The sequence below is a fragment of the Thermus brevis genome, from assembly GCF_026427635.1.
GTDB classification, from domain to species: domain Bacteria; phylum Deinococcota; class Deinococci; order Deinococcales; family Thermaceae; genus Thermus; species Thermus antranikianii.
This window is the reverse complement of sequence record NZ_CP102606.1, coordinates 1,704,201-1,721,004: the sequence shown is the minus strand read 5'-3', so window position 1 is coordinate 1,721,004 and position 16,804 is coordinate 1,704,201. Positions and strand designations below refer to the sequence as shown.

At 63.3% G+C, this 16,804-nt stretch carries 22 protein-coding genes; 4 read left to right on the top strand and 18 right to left on the bottom strand.

Features of this window, described 5'->3' with window-relative positions; genetic code table 11:
* The first annotated feature begins 18 nt into the window (after positions 1-18).
* On the top strand, positions 19-495 hold the full coding sequence (bfr, locus tag KQ693_RS09370; protein ID WP_267261055.1) for a bacterioferritin: 477 nt from the start codon (positions 19-21) through the stop codon (positions 493-495).
* A 55-nt stretch (positions 496-550) separates the two neighbouring features.
* On the opposite strand, the gene KQ693_RS09365 is transcribed toward bfr, so the two are convergent.
* The 11 genes from KQ693_RS09365 to KQ693_RS09315 all read right to left on the bottom strand — a co-directional run bounded on the left by KQ693_RS09365 (position 551) and on the right by KQ693_RS09315 (position 10,137).
* Positions 551-877 carry a winged helix-turn-helix transcriptional regulator gene (locus KQ693_RS09365; protein ID WP_267261054.1) on the bottom strand — a complete coding sequence of 109 codons (327 nt, stop codon included), beginning with the start codon at positions 875-877 and terminating at the stop codon, positions 551-553.
* 19 nt (positions 878-896) lie between these two features.
* The gene (gene paaZ, locus KQ693_RS09360) at positions 897-2,930 is read right to left on the bottom strand and encodes a phenylacetic acid degradation bifunctional protein PaaZ (RefSeq protein ID WP_267262375.1); all 2,034 of its coding nucleotides are present in this window, start codon (positions 2,928-2,930) and stop codon (positions 897-899) included.
* A 93-nt stretch (positions 2,931-3,023) separates the two neighbouring features.
* Positions 3,024-3,479, bottom strand: a complete 456-nt coding sequence (paaD, locus tag KQ693_RS09355) for a 1,2-phenylacetyl-CoA epoxidase subunit PaaD (protein ID WP_267261053.1) — start codon at positions 3,477-3,479, stop codon at positions 3,024-3,026.
* Positions 3,473-4,231, bottom strand: coding sequence for a 1,2-phenylacetyl-CoA epoxidase subunit PaaC (paaC, locus tag KQ693_RS09350; RefSeq protein WP_267261052.1), 759 nt, complete (start codon positions 4,229-4,231; stop codon positions 3,473-3,475). The genes paaD and paaC overlap by 7 nt, the downstream gene beginning before the upstream one ends.
* Positions 4,224-4,745, bottom strand: a complete 522-nt coding sequence (locus KQ693_RS09345; RefSeq protein WP_267261051.1) for a phenylacetic acid degradation protein — start codon at positions 4,743-4,745, stop codon at positions 4,224-4,226. The genes paaC and KQ693_RS09345 overlap by 8 nt, the downstream gene beginning before the upstream one ends.
* 9 nt (positions 4,746-4,754) lie before the next feature.
* Positions 4,755-5,726 (bottom strand): 1,2-phenylacetyl-CoA epoxidase subunit PaaA, encoded by a 972-nt coding sequence (gene paaA / locus KQ693_RS09340; RefSeq protein ID WP_015717112.1) that lies wholly within the window; start codon positions 5,724-5,726, stop codon positions 4,755-4,757.
* Positions 5,719-6,306: a TetR/AcrR family transcriptional regulator gene (locus KQ693_RS09335; RefSeq protein ID WP_267261050.1), complete on the bottom strand. Its 588-nt coding sequence runs from the start codon at positions 6,304-6,306 to the stop codon at positions 5,719-5,721. The genes paaA and KQ693_RS09335 overlap by 8 nt, the downstream gene beginning before the upstream one ends.
* A gap of 92 nt (positions 6,307-6,398) precedes the next feature.
* Positions 6,399-6,713, bottom strand: coding sequence for an antibiotic biosynthesis monooxygenase family protein (locus KQ693_RS09330; protein WP_015717110.1), 315 nt, complete (start codon positions 6,711-6,713; stop codon positions 6,399-6,401).
* 29 nt (positions 6,714-6,742) lie between these two features.
* On the bottom strand, positions 6,743-7,675 hold the full coding sequence (locus tag KQ693_RS09325) for a tyrosine-type recombinase/integrase (protein WP_323808496.1): 933 nt from the start codon (positions 7,673-7,675) through the stop codon (positions 6,743-6,745).
* A 65-nt stretch (positions 7,676-7,740) separates the two neighbouring features.
* Positions 7,741-8,928, bottom strand: coding sequence for a DUF1501 domain-containing protein (locus KQ693_RS09320; RefSeq protein ID WP_267261048.1), 1,188 nt, complete (start codon positions 8,926-8,928; stop codon positions 7,741-7,743).
* A 9-nt stretch (positions 8,929-8,937) separates the two neighbouring features.
* Complete coding sequence (locus tag KQ693_RS09315) at positions 8,938-10,137, bottom strand: DUF1800 domain-containing protein (protein ID WP_267261047.1); 1,200 nt, start codon at positions 10,135-10,137, stop codon at positions 8,938-8,940.
* 264 nt (positions 10,138-10,401) lie between these two features.
* Between KQ693_RS09315 and KQ693_RS09310 the strand changes: the two genes are divergently transcribed.
* On the top strand, positions 10,402-10,719 hold the full coding sequence (locus KQ693_RS09310; protein ID WP_308418060.1) for an ATP-binding cassette domain-containing protein: 318 nt from the start codon (positions 10,402-10,404) through the stop codon (positions 10,717-10,719).
* A 19-nt stretch (positions 10,720-10,738) separates the two neighbouring features.
* On the opposite strand, the gene KQ693_RS09305 is transcribed toward KQ693_RS09310, so the two are convergent.
* Complete coding sequence (locus tag KQ693_RS09305; protein ID WP_240695359.1) at positions 10,739-10,999, bottom strand: hypothetical protein; 261 nt, start codon at positions 10,997-10,999, stop codon at positions 10,739-10,741.
* 658 nt (positions 11,000-11,657) lie between these two features.
* A complete protein-coding gene (locus KQ693_RS09300; RefSeq protein ID WP_267261046.1) occupies positions 11,658-12,401 on the bottom strand; it encodes a nuclear transport factor 2 family protein in 744 nt (247 codons plus the stop codon).
* Positions 12,402-12,643: 242 nt separating this feature from the next.
* Between KQ693_RS09300 and KQ693_RS09295 the strand changes: the two genes are divergently transcribed.
* The gene (locus tag KQ693_RS09295) at positions 12,644-13,126 is read left to right on the top strand and encodes a hypothetical protein (RefSeq protein WP_267261045.1); all 483 of its coding nucleotides are present in this window, start codon (positions 12,644-12,646) and stop codon (positions 13,124-13,126) included.
* Here KQ693_RS09295 and KQ693_RS09290 read toward each other — a convergent pair.
* Together KQ693_RS09290 and KQ693_RS09285 are read right to left on the bottom strand one after the other, a co-directional pair.
* Positions 13,123-13,278, bottom strand: a complete 156-nt coding sequence (locus tag KQ693_RS09290; protein WP_267261044.1) for a hypothetical protein — start codon at positions 13,276-13,278, stop codon at positions 13,123-13,125. The two genes, KQ693_RS09295 and KQ693_RS09290, sit on opposite strands and share 4 nt — an antisense overlap.
* Positions 13,279-13,568: 290 nt before the next feature.
* Positions 13,569-14,018: a hypothetical protein gene (locus tag KQ693_RS09285; protein WP_267261043.1), complete on the bottom strand. Its 450-nt coding sequence runs from the start codon at positions 14,016-14,018 to the stop codon at positions 13,569-13,571.
* A 177-nt stretch (positions 14,019-14,195) separates the two neighbouring features.
* Between KQ693_RS09285 and KQ693_RS09280 the strand changes: the two genes are divergently transcribed.
* Positions 14,196-14,336: a hypothetical protein gene (locus KQ693_RS09280; protein WP_219759183.1), complete on the top strand. Its 141-nt coding sequence runs from the start codon at positions 14,196-14,198 to the stop codon at positions 14,334-14,336.
* Between the two features lie 418 nt (positions 14,337-14,754).
* Here the strand turns inward: KQ693_RS09280 and KQ693_RS13000 are convergent, their stop codons facing one another.
* The 3 genes from KQ693_RS13000 to KQ693_RS09270 form a co-directional block, all read right to left on the bottom strand.
* Entirely contained in the window at positions 14,755-15,192 is a 438-nt protein-coding gene (locus tag KQ693_RS13000; protein WP_416376358.1) for an NUDIX hydrolase, read from the bottom strand.
* A 475-nt stretch (positions 15,193-15,667) separates the two neighbouring features.
* A complete protein-coding gene (locus KQ693_RS09275; RefSeq protein WP_267262374.1) occupies positions 15,668-15,901 on the bottom strand; it encodes a cupredoxin domain-containing protein in 234 nt (77 codons plus the stop codon).
* 113 nt (positions 15,902-16,014) lie between these two features.
* Entirely contained in the window at positions 16,015-16,785 is a 771-nt protein-coding gene (locus KQ693_RS09270) for a cupin domain-containing protein (protein WP_267261042.1), read from the bottom strand.
* Positions 16,786-16,804: the final 19 nt, after the last annotated feature.

The window sequence follows — 16,804 nt, the reverse complement described above, 5'->3', positions numbered from 1 at the left end:
TGCCCTTGGAGGTCCTTTATGAAAGGTCATCCCGATGTGATTCAAAGCCTTCAGGAAAGGCTTTCCGAGGAACTGGCCGCCATCTTGCAATACATGGTCCATGCGGAGATGGCGGAGAACTGGGGCTTTAAGGCCCTTGCCCGCCACCTCAAAGCCCACGCCATCACCGAGATGCGCCATGCGGAGAGGCACATCGAGCGCATTCTTTTCCTGGAGGGTTTCCCGGAGGTGAGCCGGATCGGGGAGATCCGGATCGGCAAAACGGTGGAGGAAATCCTTTTCCGGGACTACGAAGGGGAACTCCAGGCGGTAAAGGGCTACAACGAAACCATGAACCTGGCCCAAAGCCTGGGGGATAACGGCACCCGGGACATGGTGGCGGAGATCCTCAAGGACGAGGAAAGCCACGTGGACTGGCTGGAGGCCCAGCGGGAACTCCTGAACCAGATGGGGTTGCCCAACTACCTCCAGTACCTGGCCGGGGAAGCGGAATAGGTTCTCGAAGGGTCGAGGCCCACGGGTACCCCAGATCGCCCTCGGCCACGAAACCTCAGCCCACGGGGGCCTTGAGGTTCCTGCGGGCCCAGCGGTCTATGGCGGCGATGACCGCCTCCAGCTCCCGCCCGGCCTCGGTGAGGCTGTACCGGGTGCGGGGGGGCATGAAGGATTCCACCTTCTTTTCCACCACGCCGAGATCCACCAGGTGCTCCAGGCGCTGGGAAAGGGTGGCGGGGTTTACCCCCCCGATGGCCCGGGACAGCTCGTTGAACCCCTTGGGGCCTTCCAGGAGAGCCCTGATGATGTGCAGGGTCCACTTCTCCTGGAGGAGGTTCAAGGCGGCATAGACAGGGCAGAAGGCCGGTTCGTGCTCGGCCATACCCCCATGGTAGCACAGGTTAAGAGGAAGCTCCAAAATGTGTTTGCCCGGAGGGCAAAGCATCCGTGGGCTTTCGGGCCACCAGGGTGAGGATGGTATAGGCGGCCACGGTTTTGCCCTCCTGGTTCACCACCTCCACCGCCCACTCCACCACCCCGGACTTCTCGTCCCTGGGCCGTTTGGCCTTCACCGTGAGCCGGGCTTGCAAGGTATCCCCGATACCCACGGGTTCGGTGAAGCGCAGGCCCTCGAGGCCGTAGTTGGCCAGGACTGGACCCGGGGCCGGATCCACGAAGAGCCCGGCGGCGGCGGAGAGGACGAAGTATCCGTGGGCCACCCGCTTCCCGAAAAGGCTCTTTTGGGCGGCGATCTCGTCGGTGTGGGCGTAGAAGTGGTCCCAGGAAAGGTGGGCGAAGAGGGCGATGTCCGCCTCCGTGACCGTGCGGCGATGGGTCCAGAGGGTTTCCCCAACCTCCAGTTCCTCGTAGTACTTGCGGAAGGGGTGGATGCTGGCGGGTTTTTCCGCTCCCCTGGCGTACTCCCCGGTGAGAGCCTGCAGGGTGTGGGGATCGGCCTGGAGGGCCAGGCGGGCCAGGTGCCGCTTTACGGAAAGAAGCCCTCCCAGCTCCTCCCCACCTCCTGCCCGTCCGGGTCCCCCGTGGAGGAGGCGGGGCAAGGGGGAGCCGTGCCCCGTGGAGCTATGGGCGTTGAAGCGGTTCAGAATGTGGAGCCGGCCCACCTCCCCGGAAAGCCCAAGGAGGTAGAAGCGGGCCTCCTCGGGATCAGGGGTGGCCAGGGTGGCTGCCAGCATCCCTCCTCCCGACCGGGCCAGGCGCAGGGCTTCCTCCCGGTCCCGGTAGGGAAAGAAGGTGGCCACCGGGCCGAAGGGTTCCACCTGGTGGAGGGTTTCCGCCCAGGGATCCTCCGCCAGGAGCAGGGTAGGGGGAAAGAAGGCGCCATCCCGCCTGCCCGGGTGCTGCCAGTACACCCTGGCCCCGGCGGCCAGGAGGGCTTCCACGGTCCTTTCCACCTCCTCCTTTTGCCCTAAGGAGGCCAGGGGCCCCAGGTCCACGCCCTCCTCCCTAGGGTCGCCCAGCTTAAGGCCCTCCAGGTGCTTCCGGGTGGCCTCGAGGAGGGCCTCGAGGCGGCCTTGGGGTACCAGGACCCGGCGGATGGCCGTGCACCGCTGCCCAGTTTTGATGGAAAGCTCCTGGGCGATCTCCCTGGCCAGCCTCTCCACCTCCTCCTCCCCTGCCTTTTCCCCCAGGATGGCGGCGTTTAGGGAGTCGGTTTCCGCATTGAAGAGGACGCCCCGCTCCCAAAAGGCGGGGTGGCGCCATAACCGGTCTGCCGTGGCCTTGGAACCCGTGAAGTAGACGCTATCCCGGTGGTCCAGGGCCTCCAGGGCATCCCCCAGGCTTCCCGCCACGAACTGGAGGCTTCCCTCCGGCAGAAGCCCGGACTCCACCATGAGGCGCACCAACCCCTCGGCCACGTGGGCGGTGGGGGTGGCCGGCTTGGCGAGGGTGGGCACCCCCGCCAGGAAGGCAGGGGCGAACTTCTCCAAAAGGCCCCAGACCGGGAAGTTGAAGGCGTTGATCTGAACCGTGATCCCGCCCTTAGGACCTAAAAGGTGCCTACCCTGGAAGGAAAAGTCCTTGCTTAAGGGAAGGCTTTCCTCCTCAGGAAGGAGGTTTCCCTCGGGAAGCGTCCGGGCCAGGGAGCTGTAGGTGAAGAGTACCCCAATACCCCCGTCCACGTCGTACCAGGTATCCCGACGGGTGCCCCCGGTGGTGGCGTAGAGCCGGTAGAGCTCCTCCTTCCGCTCGGAAAGGTACTGCGCCAGGGCCCGAAGCCTTCGGCCCCGCTCCTGGAAGCCCAGGGCAAGGAGGGCCTTCCCCCCTACCTCCCTTCCCCAGGCCACCGCCTCCTTGAGGGGCAGGCCCTCCGAGGTCACGTGGCCCAGCACCTCGAGGGTGGCGGCATCCTGCACCGGTACCCCTTCTCCTGCGCCCGTCAACCATTGGCCCATGAGGTAGCTTTTTACCTTCAAGGTTCCCTCCTTGAAACCGATCTGTGTTCGCTCCATGTCTTCCAGGAAAAAGGCCCGGTACGCCTTCCTAGTCCCGGGCCTTAGGTTTCCCCGTCAGACGGTCTTAAAGGCCTCAAAAACCTCCCCGCAGGCAGCGCACTGGTAGAGCATCTTGCACAGGGTGGCCCCGAAGGTGTTCTTGAGGACCACCTCCCGGCTTTCGCACCGGGGGCAGGGAGGATCCTTCCCCGCCAGGGGGAGGGGAAGGGGTGGGGCCACGCCGTAACCCAGGAGCTTCCTTCGGGCTTCCTCGTCCATGTCCTCGGTGCTCCAGGGGGTCCTGGCCTCCACCACCTCCACCTCCTTGGCTCCTGCCTCCCGCAGGGCCTTTTCGATCTCCTCGCGGATGAGCCGTAGGGCAGGGCAGCCGGAAAAGGTGGGGCGGAAGCGGACCCTGACCTTTTCCCCTTCCGCTTCCACCCCCAGGACCATCCCCATCTCCACGATGTTGAGGACGGGGATCTCCGGGTCCTTAACCCCTTTTAGGGCTTCCCAGTACCGCTCTACCATGTCTTGGCCTCCGGGTCCCAGCGGGCCACGGACTGCATCTCCGCCAGGAGGGACCAGAGGTACTCCGTGTGCTCCTGGCGGCTTTTGGGCACGTAGCCTCCCTCAGGCGGCCTTAAGCCCGAGCGCACCAGGTGGGCGGTCACCTCCTCCAGGTAGGGGGCCTCGAGGGCCTTGAGATCCGGTACCACCCCTGCCTCCACCAGGGCCTCATCCCCCGGGAGAGGCTGGAAGAGCTGGCGAACGTAGGGGAAGAGGGTTTCCAGGGCCTCCTGCGCCCGGCGGTGGGATTCCTCCGTGCCCTGGCCCAGGCGCTCTACCCAGAGGGAAGAGTGCTTCAGGTGGAACCTTTCCTCCTTCAGGATGCGGCTTGCCGCCTCGGCCAGGGGGGCGTAGGTGCTCCGGGCCGCCTCCTTGAGCCAGAGGTTCTCGTAGGCGTCAAAGAGGTACTGCCGCACCATGGTGAAGGCCCAGTCTCCCTTGGGGAGCTCCACCAGGACGGCGTTTTGGAACTCCAGGGGATCGCGGAAGTAGACCAGGCGGTCGGGGTCGAAGCCGTCCAGCTCCTGCCGGAGCTCCAACCAGACCTTGGCGTGGCCCAGCTCGTCCTGGGCCAGGTTGGCGATGGCGATATCCTCCTCGAGGATGGGGGCATGCCCCACCCACTCGGAAAGCCGCTGGGCCAGGACCACCTCATCGTCGGCCCAGGCGGTGAGCCGGGCCACCAGGGCGTCCTTCAGGTAGGCCTCAAGCATTCTCCACCCCCTTGGCGGTGATGAGCCCGTAGTAGCTTTGCAGGCGGTAGGTCTTCTCCTTGGCCGGGGCAAACCAGCTTTCCACCACTTCCTCCGTGGGCTCGGTCCCCACCACCAAGCGCTCGGGAACCGCCCAGAAGGCCACCCCCTGGGCCTGCAGGAGGGCTTGGGCTACGGCATCCTCCGGGCCTTGCGCCAGGAAGCGGCCCACCAGGTCCCCGTAGACCATGCTCCGGCGGTGGCTCCGCTTGGCGAAGACCCAGTAAGGTTCTTCGCTTCCTCCCTCCCTCCTGGTGGGCTTCAGATCCTTTAGGCCCTCCTGGGAAACGTGAAAGAAGGCCTCGGCCGGGGCCACAAAGAGGGCGTAGGCGGCGGGGCGCCGCACGAACACGTGCCGGGCCACCAAGAGGGCGTGCTCCGGGTCAGCGGCGTGTACCGAACCCACCATCTGCGGGGGGCCATGCTTGGTGTCCTGCTTGATCACCTCAAACCGGGGCCACTCGGTTCCCCACATGGTGCCCTCCTAATCCGCGGCCTGGGCCAGGCGGCGCTTGCCGTAGGCCTCGAGGGCCTCCCGCACCCAGCGTCCCTCCTCGTGGGCCCTCCTCCGGGCCATGAGCCGGTGCCGGTTCATGGGGCCTTCCCCGTTGATCACCTTCCAGAAGTCGTCCCAGGGGATGGGCCCGTGGATCCAGTTACCCGTCTTCTCGTCGTAACGGAGGTCGGGGTCGGGGATGGTGAGCCCAGCGTCCAAGAGTTCGGGGACGTGTTCATTCAGGAACTCCTGGCGCACCTGGTCGTTGGTCTTGGTCTTGATGCCCCACCGCAGAAGGAGGGGGGTGTGGGGGGAGTCGGTGTCGTGGGGCCCGGCCATCATCAGAGTAGGCCACCACCAGCGGTTCAGGGCATCCTGCACCATCTGGCGCTGCTTCTTGGAGCCCCTGGCGTAGAGGAGGACGGCCTCCTTCCCCTGCTTGTGGTGGAAGGTTTCCTCGGCGCAGATGCGCACCATGGCCCGGGAGTAGGGCCCGTAGGAGCACTGGGCCAGCATGGTCTGGTTCTTGATGGCCATCCCGTCCACCAGCCAGCCGATGATGCCCACATCCGCCCAGGTGAGGGTGGGGTAGTTGAAGATGTTGGAGTACTTGGCCTTGCCGGAAAGAAGGGCTTCCACCATCTCCTCCCGGGTGATCCCCAGGGTTTCGGCGGCGTGGTAGAGGTACTGCCCGTGCCCGGCCTCGTCCTGAACCTTGGCCAGCAGGATGAGCTTCCGCCGGATGGAAGGAGCCCGGGTGATCCAGGCACCCTCGGGAAGCATCCCCACCCACTCGCTATGGGCGTGCTGGGAGATCATACGGATGAGCTGGCGCCGGTACTCGGCGGGCATCCAGTCCCCGGGCTCGATCTTCTCGCCCCGGGCGATGCGGGCCTCAAACTCCTCTAGCCTTTCCTGGTAGTCGGGATCCTCTGGGTAGCCGAGCTTAAGCTTAACCATCCTCGCCTCCTTTCTCCTCATTAGCCTCTACGCCCAAAGCCCTCAGGATGAGGGTGGCGTAGGCTTCCGAAAGTTCTTCCAAGGAAAGGGGCCCTTCGAGCCGGTACCACTGGTAGGTCCAGTTCAGGGCGGAAAGGACAAAGAGGGTGGCCAGGCGGAGGTTGTCCACCCGGAAGACCCCTTGTTCCATACCCTCCTGGATCACTGCCTGGACGCCTTCCTCGTAGCGGCGCCTCAAGGCCTTGGCCTCTTCCAGAAGGGGAGGGGAGAGGTGTTTCCACTCGTGGAAGAAGACCGTGGCCCGGGGCAGCTCCTGGGCGATGACCTCGAGGTGGCCCCGTACCAGGCCCTTCAGCTTGGCCACGGGGTCGCCCTTAAGTCCCTCCAGAACTTTAAGGAAGCGCTCGGCGGCCTGGCGCACCACCTCCAGGAGGAGCTCCTCCTTGGAGGTGATGTGGGCGTATAGGCTTCCCCCCTGGAGGTTTAGGTGCTTGGCCAGCTCCCGCATGCTGGTGGCGTGGTAGCCCCGCTGGCTGAAGAGGTGGCCTGCTATGGTGAGGATTTGCTCGCGCCGCTCCATGGCTAACGGTCGTTTGTTAGGGTAGCACACCTGAGGCGAAGGGACAAGTGTCCCGCATCACCTTTTGCGGGTCCCGGTAGATCAAGGGACGCCTAGCCGGCTTCCGAGTCCAAGAAGGCCGTGAAGGTTTCCAGCTTGCTGGGTCCCAGGAAGGCTTCCTTGGGAAGGGTGCCGCTTCGGGCGTGGCCTTCGCGGAACTCCGGGCTTTCCGTCCAGGCCCGGAAGGCGGCCTCGCTTTCCCAGAAGGTCATCACCACATAGGGGTCTCCTGGGTTCTTTGGACGAAGGACCAGGTTCCGGATGAAGCCCGGCATGCGGTCCACCAGGCGGGCCCGGGTGCGGAAGGCCTCCTCGAACTGGTCGGCGTACTCGGGTTTGACGGGGATGCGGTTCATCACCACAAACATGGGTACCTCCGGGAGCCAGTGTACCCGGCTTAAAGCTCGGGCAACCTCGAGGCCGCCTCCCTGAGCCGTTCCCTCGAGGCGTGCAGGTAGATCTGGGTGGTGGCGATGGACTCGTGGCCCAGAAGGTCCTTTACGGCATCCAGCTCCACGCCGTTTTCCACCAGCAGGGTGGCGTAGGCGTGGCGGAGCTTGTGCGGGGTGAAGCGCCTGGGGTCCAGGCCCGCCCTCAGGGCCGCCTCCCGGAACCTGGCCTCCACGTACCGGGCGGAAGGAACCCTGCCCCGGTGCCTTCCCTGAGTGAACGTGAAAATACTCACATTACCCTGGGGTGGCCCCAACTCTAAAAGAACCTCCCGGGCGGTCCTGGAAAGGGGCACCAGCCTTTCCTTGTTCCCCTTGCCCACCACCCGGATGGCCACGGGAACCGAGCCCTCGAGGATCACGTTCCGACCCTTCAGGGAAAGGGCCTCGGAGATGCGAAGCCCCGTGCCGTAGAGGAACCGGGCCAGGCGGCTGAGGAGCCTGGCCTCCTTTTCGGCTTCCAGGGCCTCGAGGAAACGTTTGAGCTCCTCCGGAGCGGGGTGCAAGGGAAGCCTGCGCCCGGCCTTGGGGCGGCCGATGCCCTCCGTGGGATCGGACACGGCTTCTCCCTTGACCTGGGCCAGGTAGCGGTAGTAGCTGCGGAGGGCCGCCAGAAACCCCTGCACCCTCCTTGGGGCCCAGCGCTCCTTGAGGAGGAGCGCCCGGACCGCCTCGGGGCCCGGGGTAAAACCCTCTTCCTGGAGGAAGCGAAACCAGAGGGCCAGGTCCTGAAGGTAGCGGCGCACCCCCCTGGGGGAGTATCCCCGCTCCAAAAGGAGGTATTCGGCATAGGGGGCCAGGGGTTGAAGGGCCTTCTCGGGCTTTTTAATGCCGATGGATTTCCAGATAAGGCTGGGTTCCACGGGGGTAGTATAACACATGCGCGAAATGTACCTTTCGCGAACAAACTAATCAACCTTATCGCCCTGCGAAGTGTCATCCCGGATCACGACCCTGCGTTCCGCAGGAGCCCCATCGGGGTAAACTCCGCCCCCAGCACGGCCTTGGGGTCGGCGCCAATCCACTGCAGGGCCGTGGCGTACACATGGCGGAAGTCTGTTCGGTACTTGAGGGCATTCAGGCTGAGGTCCTCGAGGTCCGGTTCGTCGCCGTAGAGCCCCCCGTTTACCCCGGGCCCCAGGGCCAGCATCAGCCCTCCCTCGCCGTGGTCCGTGCCCAGGGAAGCGTTCTCGGCCACCTGGCGGCCGAACTCGCTGAAGATCAGGATCAGCACGTCCCCGTCCCGTCCTATGGCCCGGAGGTCTTCCCGCAAGGCCGCCAGCCCTTGGGCCAACTGCCCCAGAAGCTCCTCATGGCGGGGTGGCTGGTTGGCATGGGTGTCCCATCCGCCCAGGGTGGTGTAGTAGACGCTGCTCTCCAGGCCCCCTGCGATCATCCGGGCGATGTCCGCCAGGCTCCGGCCGAAGGCGCCCTCCGGGTACTGGGCCCGGTTCTTCACCGCGCGCAGCCGGCCCACGCGGTCTAGCGCCCCCCTGAGGGAAAGCATCGCCCGCCGAACCTCCTCCGCCGTGCCCTGGCGCGGGTGGCGGGCCTCCTCCTCAAAGGCACGCTGGAGGGCCGGGGTGAGCCGGAGGGTGAAGGCATCGATGCTGGCGATGGCCGGGGCGGTGCGCCGCTCGCCCCTGAGGGCCAGGGGGGCAGCACCCCCCAGGAAGGTTTCGCAGAAGGGGTCCTCCTGCCCATCCGCCCAGCGGCCCAGCCAGCCGGTCTGGGCCCGCCGATCAGGGTCAGCGGTGTGCCAGATGGCCGTGGAGATGAAGTGGCTGCGGTTGGGGTTGGGGTACCCCACCTGGGGAATGAGGGCCAGCTCCCCCTTTTCCCACATGGCCATCAGGGGTCGCAAGGCCGGGTGCAGGCCCAACCATTTGCCCCGCACCCCGAGATCCAGCACCTCTTTCCCCTTCAGGGCCAGGTTGGGCCTGAGGCGATGGTAGAGCTCGTTGCGGTAGGGCACCAGGGTGTTGAGCTGGTCGTTGCCCCCGAAGAGGTTGACCACCACCAGGATCCTTCCCCGGGTTTTGGCGGCCAGGGCAGTACGCACCAACAGGGAGGGTGCCCCTTGGCCCAGAGCCAGGGCAAGCAGGGATTTTTGCAAAAACTCGCGCCGATCCATCCTCCACCTCTACAAGAGCTGGGCTTCCGGCTTCACCAGATCCGCCAGCGCCTTTCCGCCTTCCATGAAGACGGAAAGATCCAGGCTCTTCCCCTGGTTTGCCACCGCGGTGATCAGGTTCAGCCGTGCCAAATAGGGCGTTTCCGCCAGCCAGGTGGGGCCCCCCTCCCACCCCGCCACCGTGGGGGGATCGAAGGGTATCTGGCTCATGGCAGCCAGGGCCTGGTACACCCCCTTCCCTAACGAGGAGTCCGCGGGTAATTCCCTGATCCCGGCAGCGTAAAGGAGCCCCACCAGGTATTCCAGAGGGCCTTTGATCAAGCTATTCCGGAACGAAGGATGGTAAAAGGCCTCGTGGGTGAAAAGCCATCGCAGGAAACCCCTCGTTCCTTCCGATCGCAGAACCCTCGCCCCCTCCTCCACCATAGCCTCCGGAGGCTCCGGGGAAAGATAAAACCGGAGAAGCTTCCGGGAGAGGAAGCGGTAGGTCTGAGGGTGGGCAATAAGCACCTCCAGCACCTCTTCCCCACCCTCAACCCTCTGGCCCAGGAAGGTTTTCGGCCCCGGGTCGTGCCAGGCGGGCCGGAAGGTGAACTCCCACGGCACGTTAGCGTCGGCCTCGCGCGGGTTCAGGCCCCCCTTCAGGCGTACAGTCCAGCCGGTAAAGGCCCGGGCCGCCTCTAGGATGTCCGCCTCGGAATAGTGGCCGGGGCCCAGGGTGTAGAGCTCCAGAAGCTCGCGGGCCCAGTTCTGGTTCGGGTGCTCCTTGCGGCTTTCCGCATTGTTCAGATATAGGAGCATGACGGGATCCCGGGCCACCGCCTTAAGGAAGTCGCCAAAAGTCCCGTACCCTAGCCGGCGGAACATCGCAAACTGATTCCAAAAGTCAATGCCCTGGGCCCCCATGGTGGCTTGGAAGGCGGAGGTGAAATGGCCGTGCCAAAAGAGCACAAGCCGTTCCGCAGCCGGGGTGGGGGTGGTGAGCCAGTGCTCGATCCAGAGCAGGCTGATCTCGCGGTGTTGCTGGGCCCGCTGGTTGGGGGCGAAGCGGGTGGCGTAGGGGGGTGCGGGGGCAGGGTCCCTAAGGAGACGATCCACCGCCTCCTCGAGGCCCATGGCCGAAAGCTCCTCCGCCTCCTCCCGGGTCCCCCGGGCCGCTACCCGGCGCAATAGGTGCTGGGCGTCCGATAAGGAGAGGGGCCGGGACATGTTCTGCCTCCTATTGCCTACTTTAACCCTGGCCCCTGAAGGCCAAATGAAAGCGTGTTGGACTGAAGCCAAAGGACGATCCGGGCTTCACTCAGGCATTGCCCCGCAGGGCGCTCCCACGGTTCTTTTTCACGAGCTGATAACGAACGGTCTTCAAACTCCCTTAGTCCCGGGTTCCCTTACCGGGTTCACACCCCGGGTGCCTCGAGGGAAGCCCTGCGTGGTAGGCCTGCTCTCCTGACCGGGAGAGCGCTGGGAATAGGAGTGGCTAGAGGCCCTTTTCCTTCCCTACCCACAGGAGCAGATGGAATCTCTTTCACTGTGGAGAGAGGCGAGGCTCTCATCCTAGTGGGACCCAACGGGGCGGGCAAGACCAGCGTGAAATGTCGTTTGGGGTTGCGATATCCTACCTCCTCATCCGAAGGGCAGCCCTACAAACTCGATGGTATAGATCCGGGCAACCTTCGTAGCCCGCCTCATTTCGCCAGGGGTAGGCGGGCCGGCGGAAGGAGGCAGAACCCTCCACTCCGCCGGCCAGCTTATAGCCCCGCACAAAGCGCTCAAAGCCCCAGTGGGCGATGATTGTCACCCAGCGGCTCCCTCACTCTTTCATGTGGGGCACTCCTTTGGGGGCGGGCTTGGGGGCAGGGCAGTTCCCCAGGTGCTCCTGGTGGGACACGAAGTAGGCATGGATGTCGTAGTGCGGGACCTCGTAGCCCTCATGGCCCTTGGGCAAGAACTCCAGGTCCACATGGTCTACAGCATGGCCCGTCAAGGGCTTCAGCGCCTCGGTCCAGGATTTGCCAGCGGCAAAGTCGGCCTGGGAAACCATGATCTCCACGAACACCACCTTCTCCTTCATGACCCCAAAGATAGGTCCGAAGGGAAGGTTTTGCGGCTGAGCCCAGTGCTCACCCATGCCCGGTACACATGAACCTACCGGAACCGTGCCTTCTGGCAACCCCAGGGCTTTGGCGTGTTCCGCCGGAGGATGCGCCAACACAACCGCCAATACACCCAATAGCCCAACTACCAGTCCGAGAAATCCCATTCTAGCCATCGCTTACCTCCTTACCCAACTGGCAATCCAGCCAGGCAGGGTCAAGTTAGCAAGGGCATAATGACCGAAGCGTGACGGGAACGGGTTCGAGGGGCTTCTGAACGGATTGACTCCTTAGCATCCATGCGTGCCCTTTTGGCAACATATCTGGACCAATACCGCACCCCCTGTGCTCCGATGCGCACTTCAGCCAGGGGTTTGGCCTCCGCCGGGTAAACCGGGCCGCCCCAGCTTTGACCCGCCTCCATTCCCGCTCAAAAGGGTGGCCAGGGTGCATTACACCGATGCCTGCACCCATGGTCGCTCCACCGACGATCAAGTCGCCACCCTCAGAATCTTGTTACGCACTCAACTGCGCCGCAAAGCGCACCGGGGCAACGTCGCGTGTTGGGCAACACTGTTCATCGAATGGCGCCCTGGATTTAGGCCATGCGGGGGACCGTTTGAAGGAGTCACCAACCTAACCTTTGACGTAGGAGAACTTCTCCGCTACCTTCCCATCCCGCACACGAAACACATCCACGCCGCGCAGATACCAGGGCCTTCCTTCTTTTGTCTTTCTGTAAATCCATCGAACAACACAGCGATCAGCGACAGCAAACATCTCTTCAACCTCAAAGCGCGCATCTGGGTTGGCCGCAAAGAATCGCTCCCACACAGATCGGACGGCCGCCTGGCCCTCATAGCGCGCGCCATCCGGGGGCGGGTAGGTGTTTTCGAACACACAGTCCTCGGTCATGGCTGCCATCACCGCATCGACATCGTGCCTGTTAATGGCGTCGTTGAAGCGCCGAACCGCCTCGAGGGTGATCTCGGTCAACGTTTCTTCGGGCGCGTCGGCGGGCATCTTGACGATATTTGCCAGCTCGATCAGCACGTTCGCTTCGTCACCTACTACCCAGGCGTCATGCCCAGGATGCATGATCGCCACGTCCCCCGGACCGAATTCCATCTCGGTACCGTCATCCATCCGGACCCGTTGCCGTCCTGCGAGAAAGATCTTCACATGGAACCGCTGGCAGCTGTTGCCACCCACGACCGGTTTGACGTGCCTGGACCATTGCCAGCCCGGCGCAAGGGTTTCACGGTAGAATGGCAGCCCCCCGACAGTGATCACGTCGATCTTGCCTTTTTCGAACGGCCGCCGGGTTTCATCTGGGGTGTCGAAGCTCTTGCCCGTGATCTTCTCGACTTTCCCTTTCATGTGTGTCTCCTTAAGCTAAACTGGCCCGACAAGTACAGCGATGTGCCGCCTTTTTCTTCCCTCCGTGCCCTACCCAGCGGTCAACCCAGCCGGGTAAAGCTAGCCTAGGTAGCCCAAGATGACTCGAGGATGACAGGTTCAGGAGGACTCGGGGCGGAGACCAAGTCAAGCTCCTCGAGGCTTCCGTGTAAGACTGGGCAGTAGGGAGTGTGTGCTAAGATAACTGCATACCGGGGTAGGAAATGTACAAGTTGCCAGACCAAACCGTGGGCAAGAGGATGATGCTGGAGGTCTCCGGCCCCGTGCTGGGCCTGGGGTTCCGGGTTCCCATGGAGAATCTGGACCGGTACACCAAGAACTACCGGGCGCACAACCCCCAGGAGCCCGCTGCCTTCGGCGAGTTCATCGAGCAGATTCCTCTGGGCGACCCCGTTTCCGGGGTCGGGGTGGTGTTGAGGGATCTGGGCCGGGGACCCCAAGGGGGCCGTACCGTGGAGGCGCTGGTTTACACAGAAAACTCCTTTGAAGGGGCACGGGCCGAGGCCCTCGAGGCCCTCCTCGCCTACGCGGTGACCCGCACCGCCGAGGCCAGCTCCTACCTCCTCATGGAGGTGCTGCCCCACGAAGAGGTGGAGAGGATCCGCTGCCTCTTTCGGGAGGAAAGGGAGGAGGAGCTTATGGACCTCATGGAAGCCCTCTTCCAGAAGCACGGCCTCAGCGTCTAGGCCCAATCCTCTTCAGGCTGCCCAGGGTTAAAGCCCAGCCAGCGGACCACGGAGGTGCAGGCGAAGCTGGCATCTTCCGGGTGGGCCGCTAGGAGGGCATGGGGCTTACCCTCCAGGAAGTGGCGGGCCAGAGCGGTCTTACCGATTCCCACCTCCTCCAGTTCCGGACCACCACCAGGGACTTCAATCGCCCTTCTTGTGCCTCGAGGGCACTTGCCAGCCCCAGCAGCGCGTTCCTGGTCGGCAATAACCCCGAAGTCTCCCCGTGGGGTGATCGCACAAGGGACTCACTCCTGCGGTTAAGCTCCGCCAGGAATGATTGTGGCGCAGGCCCCTCCAGGGACGGATTACCCAGGAGGTAATCCGTTCAGTACCAGAGGTGAGGACGACAAGCCTGAGCTGGCCTACAGCTCAAGTGCGTACGTTTCCGAACCCACGCGTGTCACGGTTTTATGCGTCCTAGAGCCTTCTTCGCAAGCATAATGGCCATATCCTTGTTTTGTACCGAGATCATCAGGAGCCCTCCCTTGAATTTGCAGACGAAAAATCCGTAGGTGGGGGACCAAACGGCCCCATCGCCAAGTCCCTTGATGGTTTCGCTCTTCGGCATGGAGGACCAGGAGTTCCACCGTTCCTGAACGTCGCTCCGAGTGTAACCAATGGTAACGACCGGAATCTTCAAGGTCTCGTTAAGGAATTTCTCCTTAGTAGAGTAGATGCAGTTCCCGTACCCTGGCTGCACCTCCACGGTATCGATCTTTTGTCCGATGATTTCCTCCACCTCCTCCTTGGTCACAAGATCACAGGTATTGCCCCCGCTACCGGCTTTGCCGAAAGGCAAGAGCACCGGGCACAGGGCTACCGCCAAAACGACCACGAGCTTTCCTTTCATGCTTCGCACCTCCCGTTATCCCAGACCGGAGCACGCTCCTAAAAACCCGCACAGTGGTGATCCAAAGCCAGAAAGCCAACGCCTCAGACCTTCCCATCCACCACCCCCTTAGCGGATCCGCCCCATTGCCAGCTTCGCTAGGTACATGGACAGCTCCTTCTGGTTAGCCGTGAACCCATGGTCGATGACGAGGAGCCCGCCCTTGACCCAAACGTAGAGGCGAAAGTGATCCACCCAATAGACCTCCTCGCCCAGGCCACGGAGGGGTTCTACGAAATTAAAGGTCTTGCGCACGTTGCTTTTAACCTCCCGCAATAGTTGCAGGGCTCCCGGGTCCCGCCGGTAGGAAACGGAGACGGGCCACCCACTTAGAAGCACCCGCAGCGCGCCTAAAAAACGCCCTAACCTGCGTCAAATGGTCTTTCCTATGCAGCTTCTTCACCTCCAGAACCAGCGTGCCTCGTGATCCGTCAAAGGTCCGTCAACACCAAGGAGTTGCTTCTTCTGGATCGCCAGAGGGTTTCCAGAACACGCCCCCTCAAGGAAGCGGACAGCCTGACAGGTCCTCGGGGGAACCCGGTGATGGAGCCGTTCTTTGCCGCGAGGCAAGGTACCGGCTACGCCCGTCACCAGGGAGGAGAAAGGAGGCCTTAGCGGAGGCTGGAAAAGCCTCACATGGAGGAGAAGGGCAGAGTACAAAATCGGGGGCGTAAGCCCAGTGACCCTACTTTCTAACTTATGATCGGAGGCAGCTGAGCACTGCCTTCCACGTGCGGCGATTGGATTCCCAGTGGAGCTCCGACTCCACGGCGGAGATGGGCACCCACTTCCAGTCGTCATGCTCCTCAGGGGCAAGACGAATGGCGGTTTCAGAAACCTCCACCCAATACAGATCTTTCCGGATGACCTGATGGGGTAGCTGAAACTCCCAGTGCCCGGGAACCTGGCGGAGATCCTCAGCCCGTACTCTCAGGGATGTTTCCTCATAGATCTCCCGAACGCAAGCTTCGTGCGAGGCTTCACCCTCCTTGATTCCTCCCGTAATAGGTTGCCAGAAGCCGCCTGGGATATCAGGCTCCTCCACCACGTGTAAGAGAAGAACGGCATCCTCTGCACCCACCCTGCGACAAATGATCCAGCACTCTATGCTATGCCGGACGGGTTTGCTCGCCATGTGACTTGCTCCTTCGATAGTATTCTAGCCCAAGCCCCTACCCATTTCCGCCAGAGCCCAGGATGCTGGAACAGGGCTTTGCCCGAGTTCCCCGGTAAACGCTGTTCTGAACTAGCTCCCTTGTGCAAGCGTGCAACCGCGGGCACGGACGACTCCGCGGCACGCTTCGTAATTTCCGACCCGAGCCTTATGTCCTTCTAGCTCTTCCTTCACGATCCCTCGGCCCCCCTTGGGAATCCCCCACCCTGTAGCCTCAGCCCATCCAACCAACCCCCTAGCAGAGGGAGGCAGACGCACTGTCCCTGTGGCCTGAATTTCTCGTTAACCTCGACACTGCCATGGGACAAAAGGGTCAGGTACAAGCCGCTACCAGTGCCCTTCCCCATGGAACTCCCAGCCTCGGTTCACCAGACCTGACTTCAGGCCAAAAGGTCAAGCGCGGGATGTTGAAGGTGCAGGGCCGCCTATCCTTTTTTCAAGGGCCGACCATAATGTGGAGCGCCATGTAGGGATGGAGTTTGCAGTAAACGGAATATTCCCGAGGGAGGGTAAAGGTGTAACGGAAACGCTCACCCGGGGCTAAGACCCCGCTATCGAAGAGGCCCCCGCTCTCCGTGGCGGTATGGGGATACCGGCCCTGATTGGCAAAGACCACGGCGGTTCCCGGAGGAATCCGGAGGGTGTCCGGCCGAAAGGTGAAATCCTTCATCGATACCACCACCTCCCGAGAGGGAGCGGCATGAGGCTCCAAGTCCGCTGAGGGCACCCCTTCCCGGGGAAAGCAGCCTGCCAGAACAAGGGCGAGGCCTAGAACCGCCAACCTCATAAAAAGACCACATCACCCATGAGGGCAGGCCCGAACACGGAGACAAACTGAAGGCTTCCCTGGAACTGGTGGATGGCCCCGGCGGGTACCAGGACCAGGCTCCCCGGTCCTACCTTCTCACGGGTTAACTCCACCTGAGCCACTCCCTCCCCGGCCACCACATAAATCTGCTCATCCTTGGACCGGTGGTAGTGCCAGGGCTGGCCCAGGCGCGTGGCCACCGCCACCACGGTTCCCAGGGGAGCATTGGCCAAGGGAGTGGCAGCAAAAGGGCGGTCCTGCGGGATCTCCGGGGCCCGATATCCCAGAACCAGAGGCGTGCCCTCGTTGGGGCCGGAGCCTGCCTGAACAAAGACCACATCCCCCATGAGCTTTGGGCTGAAACGGGAGAGGATGTCCATCTGCCCCACGAAGGCGTGAGCGGTCATAGGGGGTATCACCACCAGTTGGCCGGGACGAAGGGTGGCCTCCCTGCCTCCCACCACGAGACGTCCCTCCCCCTGGAGCACCAGGGCCACCTCCAGCCTCTCCCGGTGGTAATGGAGGGGTTGTTCCGTGCGGGTGCGGATTAGAACCGAAGTGCCCAAGGGGGTTTCCCCCAAACCCTTGACCACAAAGGGGCGATCCGGGGCAACCGCTACGTCCGCTGCAAGTTCCGGATAACGCCGGAAGATGGGCTCCCCAGTAGCCCGGCCCAGGGCCAGGCCGCGGCCCAGGATCCAAAGCGCCGTGCCGCCCACCACCCTTAACGCTTCCCTTCGCCTCATATCGTAACCTCCCACCTGG

What these genes read in the sequence shown, in the direction of transcription:
- paaC (WP_267261052.1), bottom strand. Translation starts at nt 4,231, where the DNA reads ATGCTTGAGGCCTACCTGAAGGACGCCCTGGTGGCCCGGCTCACCGCC.
- bfr (WP_267261055.1), top strand. Translation starts at nt 19, where the DNA reads ATGAAAGGTCATCCCGATGTGATTCAAAGCCTTCAGGAAAGGCTTTCC.
- KQ693_RS13000 (WP_416376358.1), bottom strand. Translation starts at nt 15,192, where the DNA reads ATGGCGAGCAAACCCGTCCGGCATAGCATAGAGTGCTGGATCATTTGT.
- KQ693_RS09270 (WP_267261042.1), bottom strand. Translation starts at nt 16,785, where the DNA reads ATGAGGCGAAGGGAAGCGTTAAGGGTGGTGGGCGGCACGGCGCTTTGG.
- KQ693_RS09330 (WP_015717110.1), bottom strand. Translation starts at nt 6,713, where the DNA reads ATGTTTGTGGTGATGAACCGCATCCCCGTCAAACCCGAGTACGCCGAC.
- KQ693_RS09325 (WP_323808496.1), bottom strand. Translation starts at nt 7,675, where the DNA reads ATGTGTTATACTACCCCCGTGGAACCCAGCCTTATCTGGAAATCCATC.
- KQ693_RS09280 (WP_219759183.1), top strand. Translation starts at nt 14,196, where the DNA reads ATGGTCGATGACGAGGAGCCCGCCCTTGACCCAAACGTAGAGGCGAAA.
- KQ693_RS09305 (WP_240695359.1), bottom strand. Translation starts at nt 10,999, where the DNA reads ATGAAGGAGAAGGTGGTGTTCGTGGAGATCATGGTTTCCCAGGCCGAC.
- paaD (WP_267261053.1), bottom strand. Translation starts at nt 3,479, where the DNA reads ATGGTAGAGCGGTACTGGGAAGCCCTAAAAGGGGTTAAGGACCCGGAG.
- KQ693_RS09300 (WP_267261046.1), bottom strand. Translation starts at nt 12,401, where the DNA reads ATGAAAGGGAAAGTCGAGAAGATCACGGGCAAGAGCTTCGACACCCCA.
- KQ693_RS09285 (WP_267261043.1), bottom strand. Translation starts at nt 14,018, where the DNA reads ATGAAAGGAAAGCTCGTGGTCGTTTTGGCGGTAGCCCTGTGCCCGGTG.
- paaA (WP_015717112.1), bottom strand. Translation starts at nt 5,726, where the DNA reads ATGGTTAAGCTTAAGCTCGGCTACCCAGAGGATCCCGACTACCAGGAA.
- KQ693_RS09365 (WP_267261054.1), bottom strand. Translation starts at nt 877, where the DNA reads ATGGCCGAGCACGAACCGGCCTTCTGCCCTGTCTATGCCGCCTTGAAC.
- KQ693_RS09275 (WP_267262374.1), bottom strand. Translation starts at nt 15,901, where the DNA reads ATGAAGGATTTCACCTTTCGGCCGGACACCCTCCGGATTCCTCCGGGA.
- KQ693_RS09315 (WP_267261047.1), bottom strand. Translation starts at nt 10,137, where the DNA reads ATGTCCCGGCCCCTCTCCTTATCGGACGCCCAGCACCTATTGCGCCGG.
- KQ693_RS09295 (WP_267261045.1), top strand. Translation starts at nt 12,644, where the DNA reads ATGTACAAGTTGCCAGACCAAACCGTGGGCAAGAGGATGATGCTGGAG.
- KQ693_RS09335 (WP_267261050.1), bottom strand. Translation starts at nt 6,306, where the DNA reads ATGGAGCGGCGCGAGCAAATCCTCACCATAGCAGGCCACCTCTTCAGC.
- KQ693_RS09320 (WP_267261048.1), bottom strand. Translation starts at nt 8,928, where the DNA reads ATGGATCGGCGCGAGTTTTTGCAAAAATCCCTGCTTGCCCTGGCTCTG.
- KQ693_RS09345 (WP_267261051.1), bottom strand. Translation starts at nt 4,745, where the DNA reads ATGTGGGGAACCGAGTGGCCCCGGTTTGAGGTGATCAAGCAGGACACC.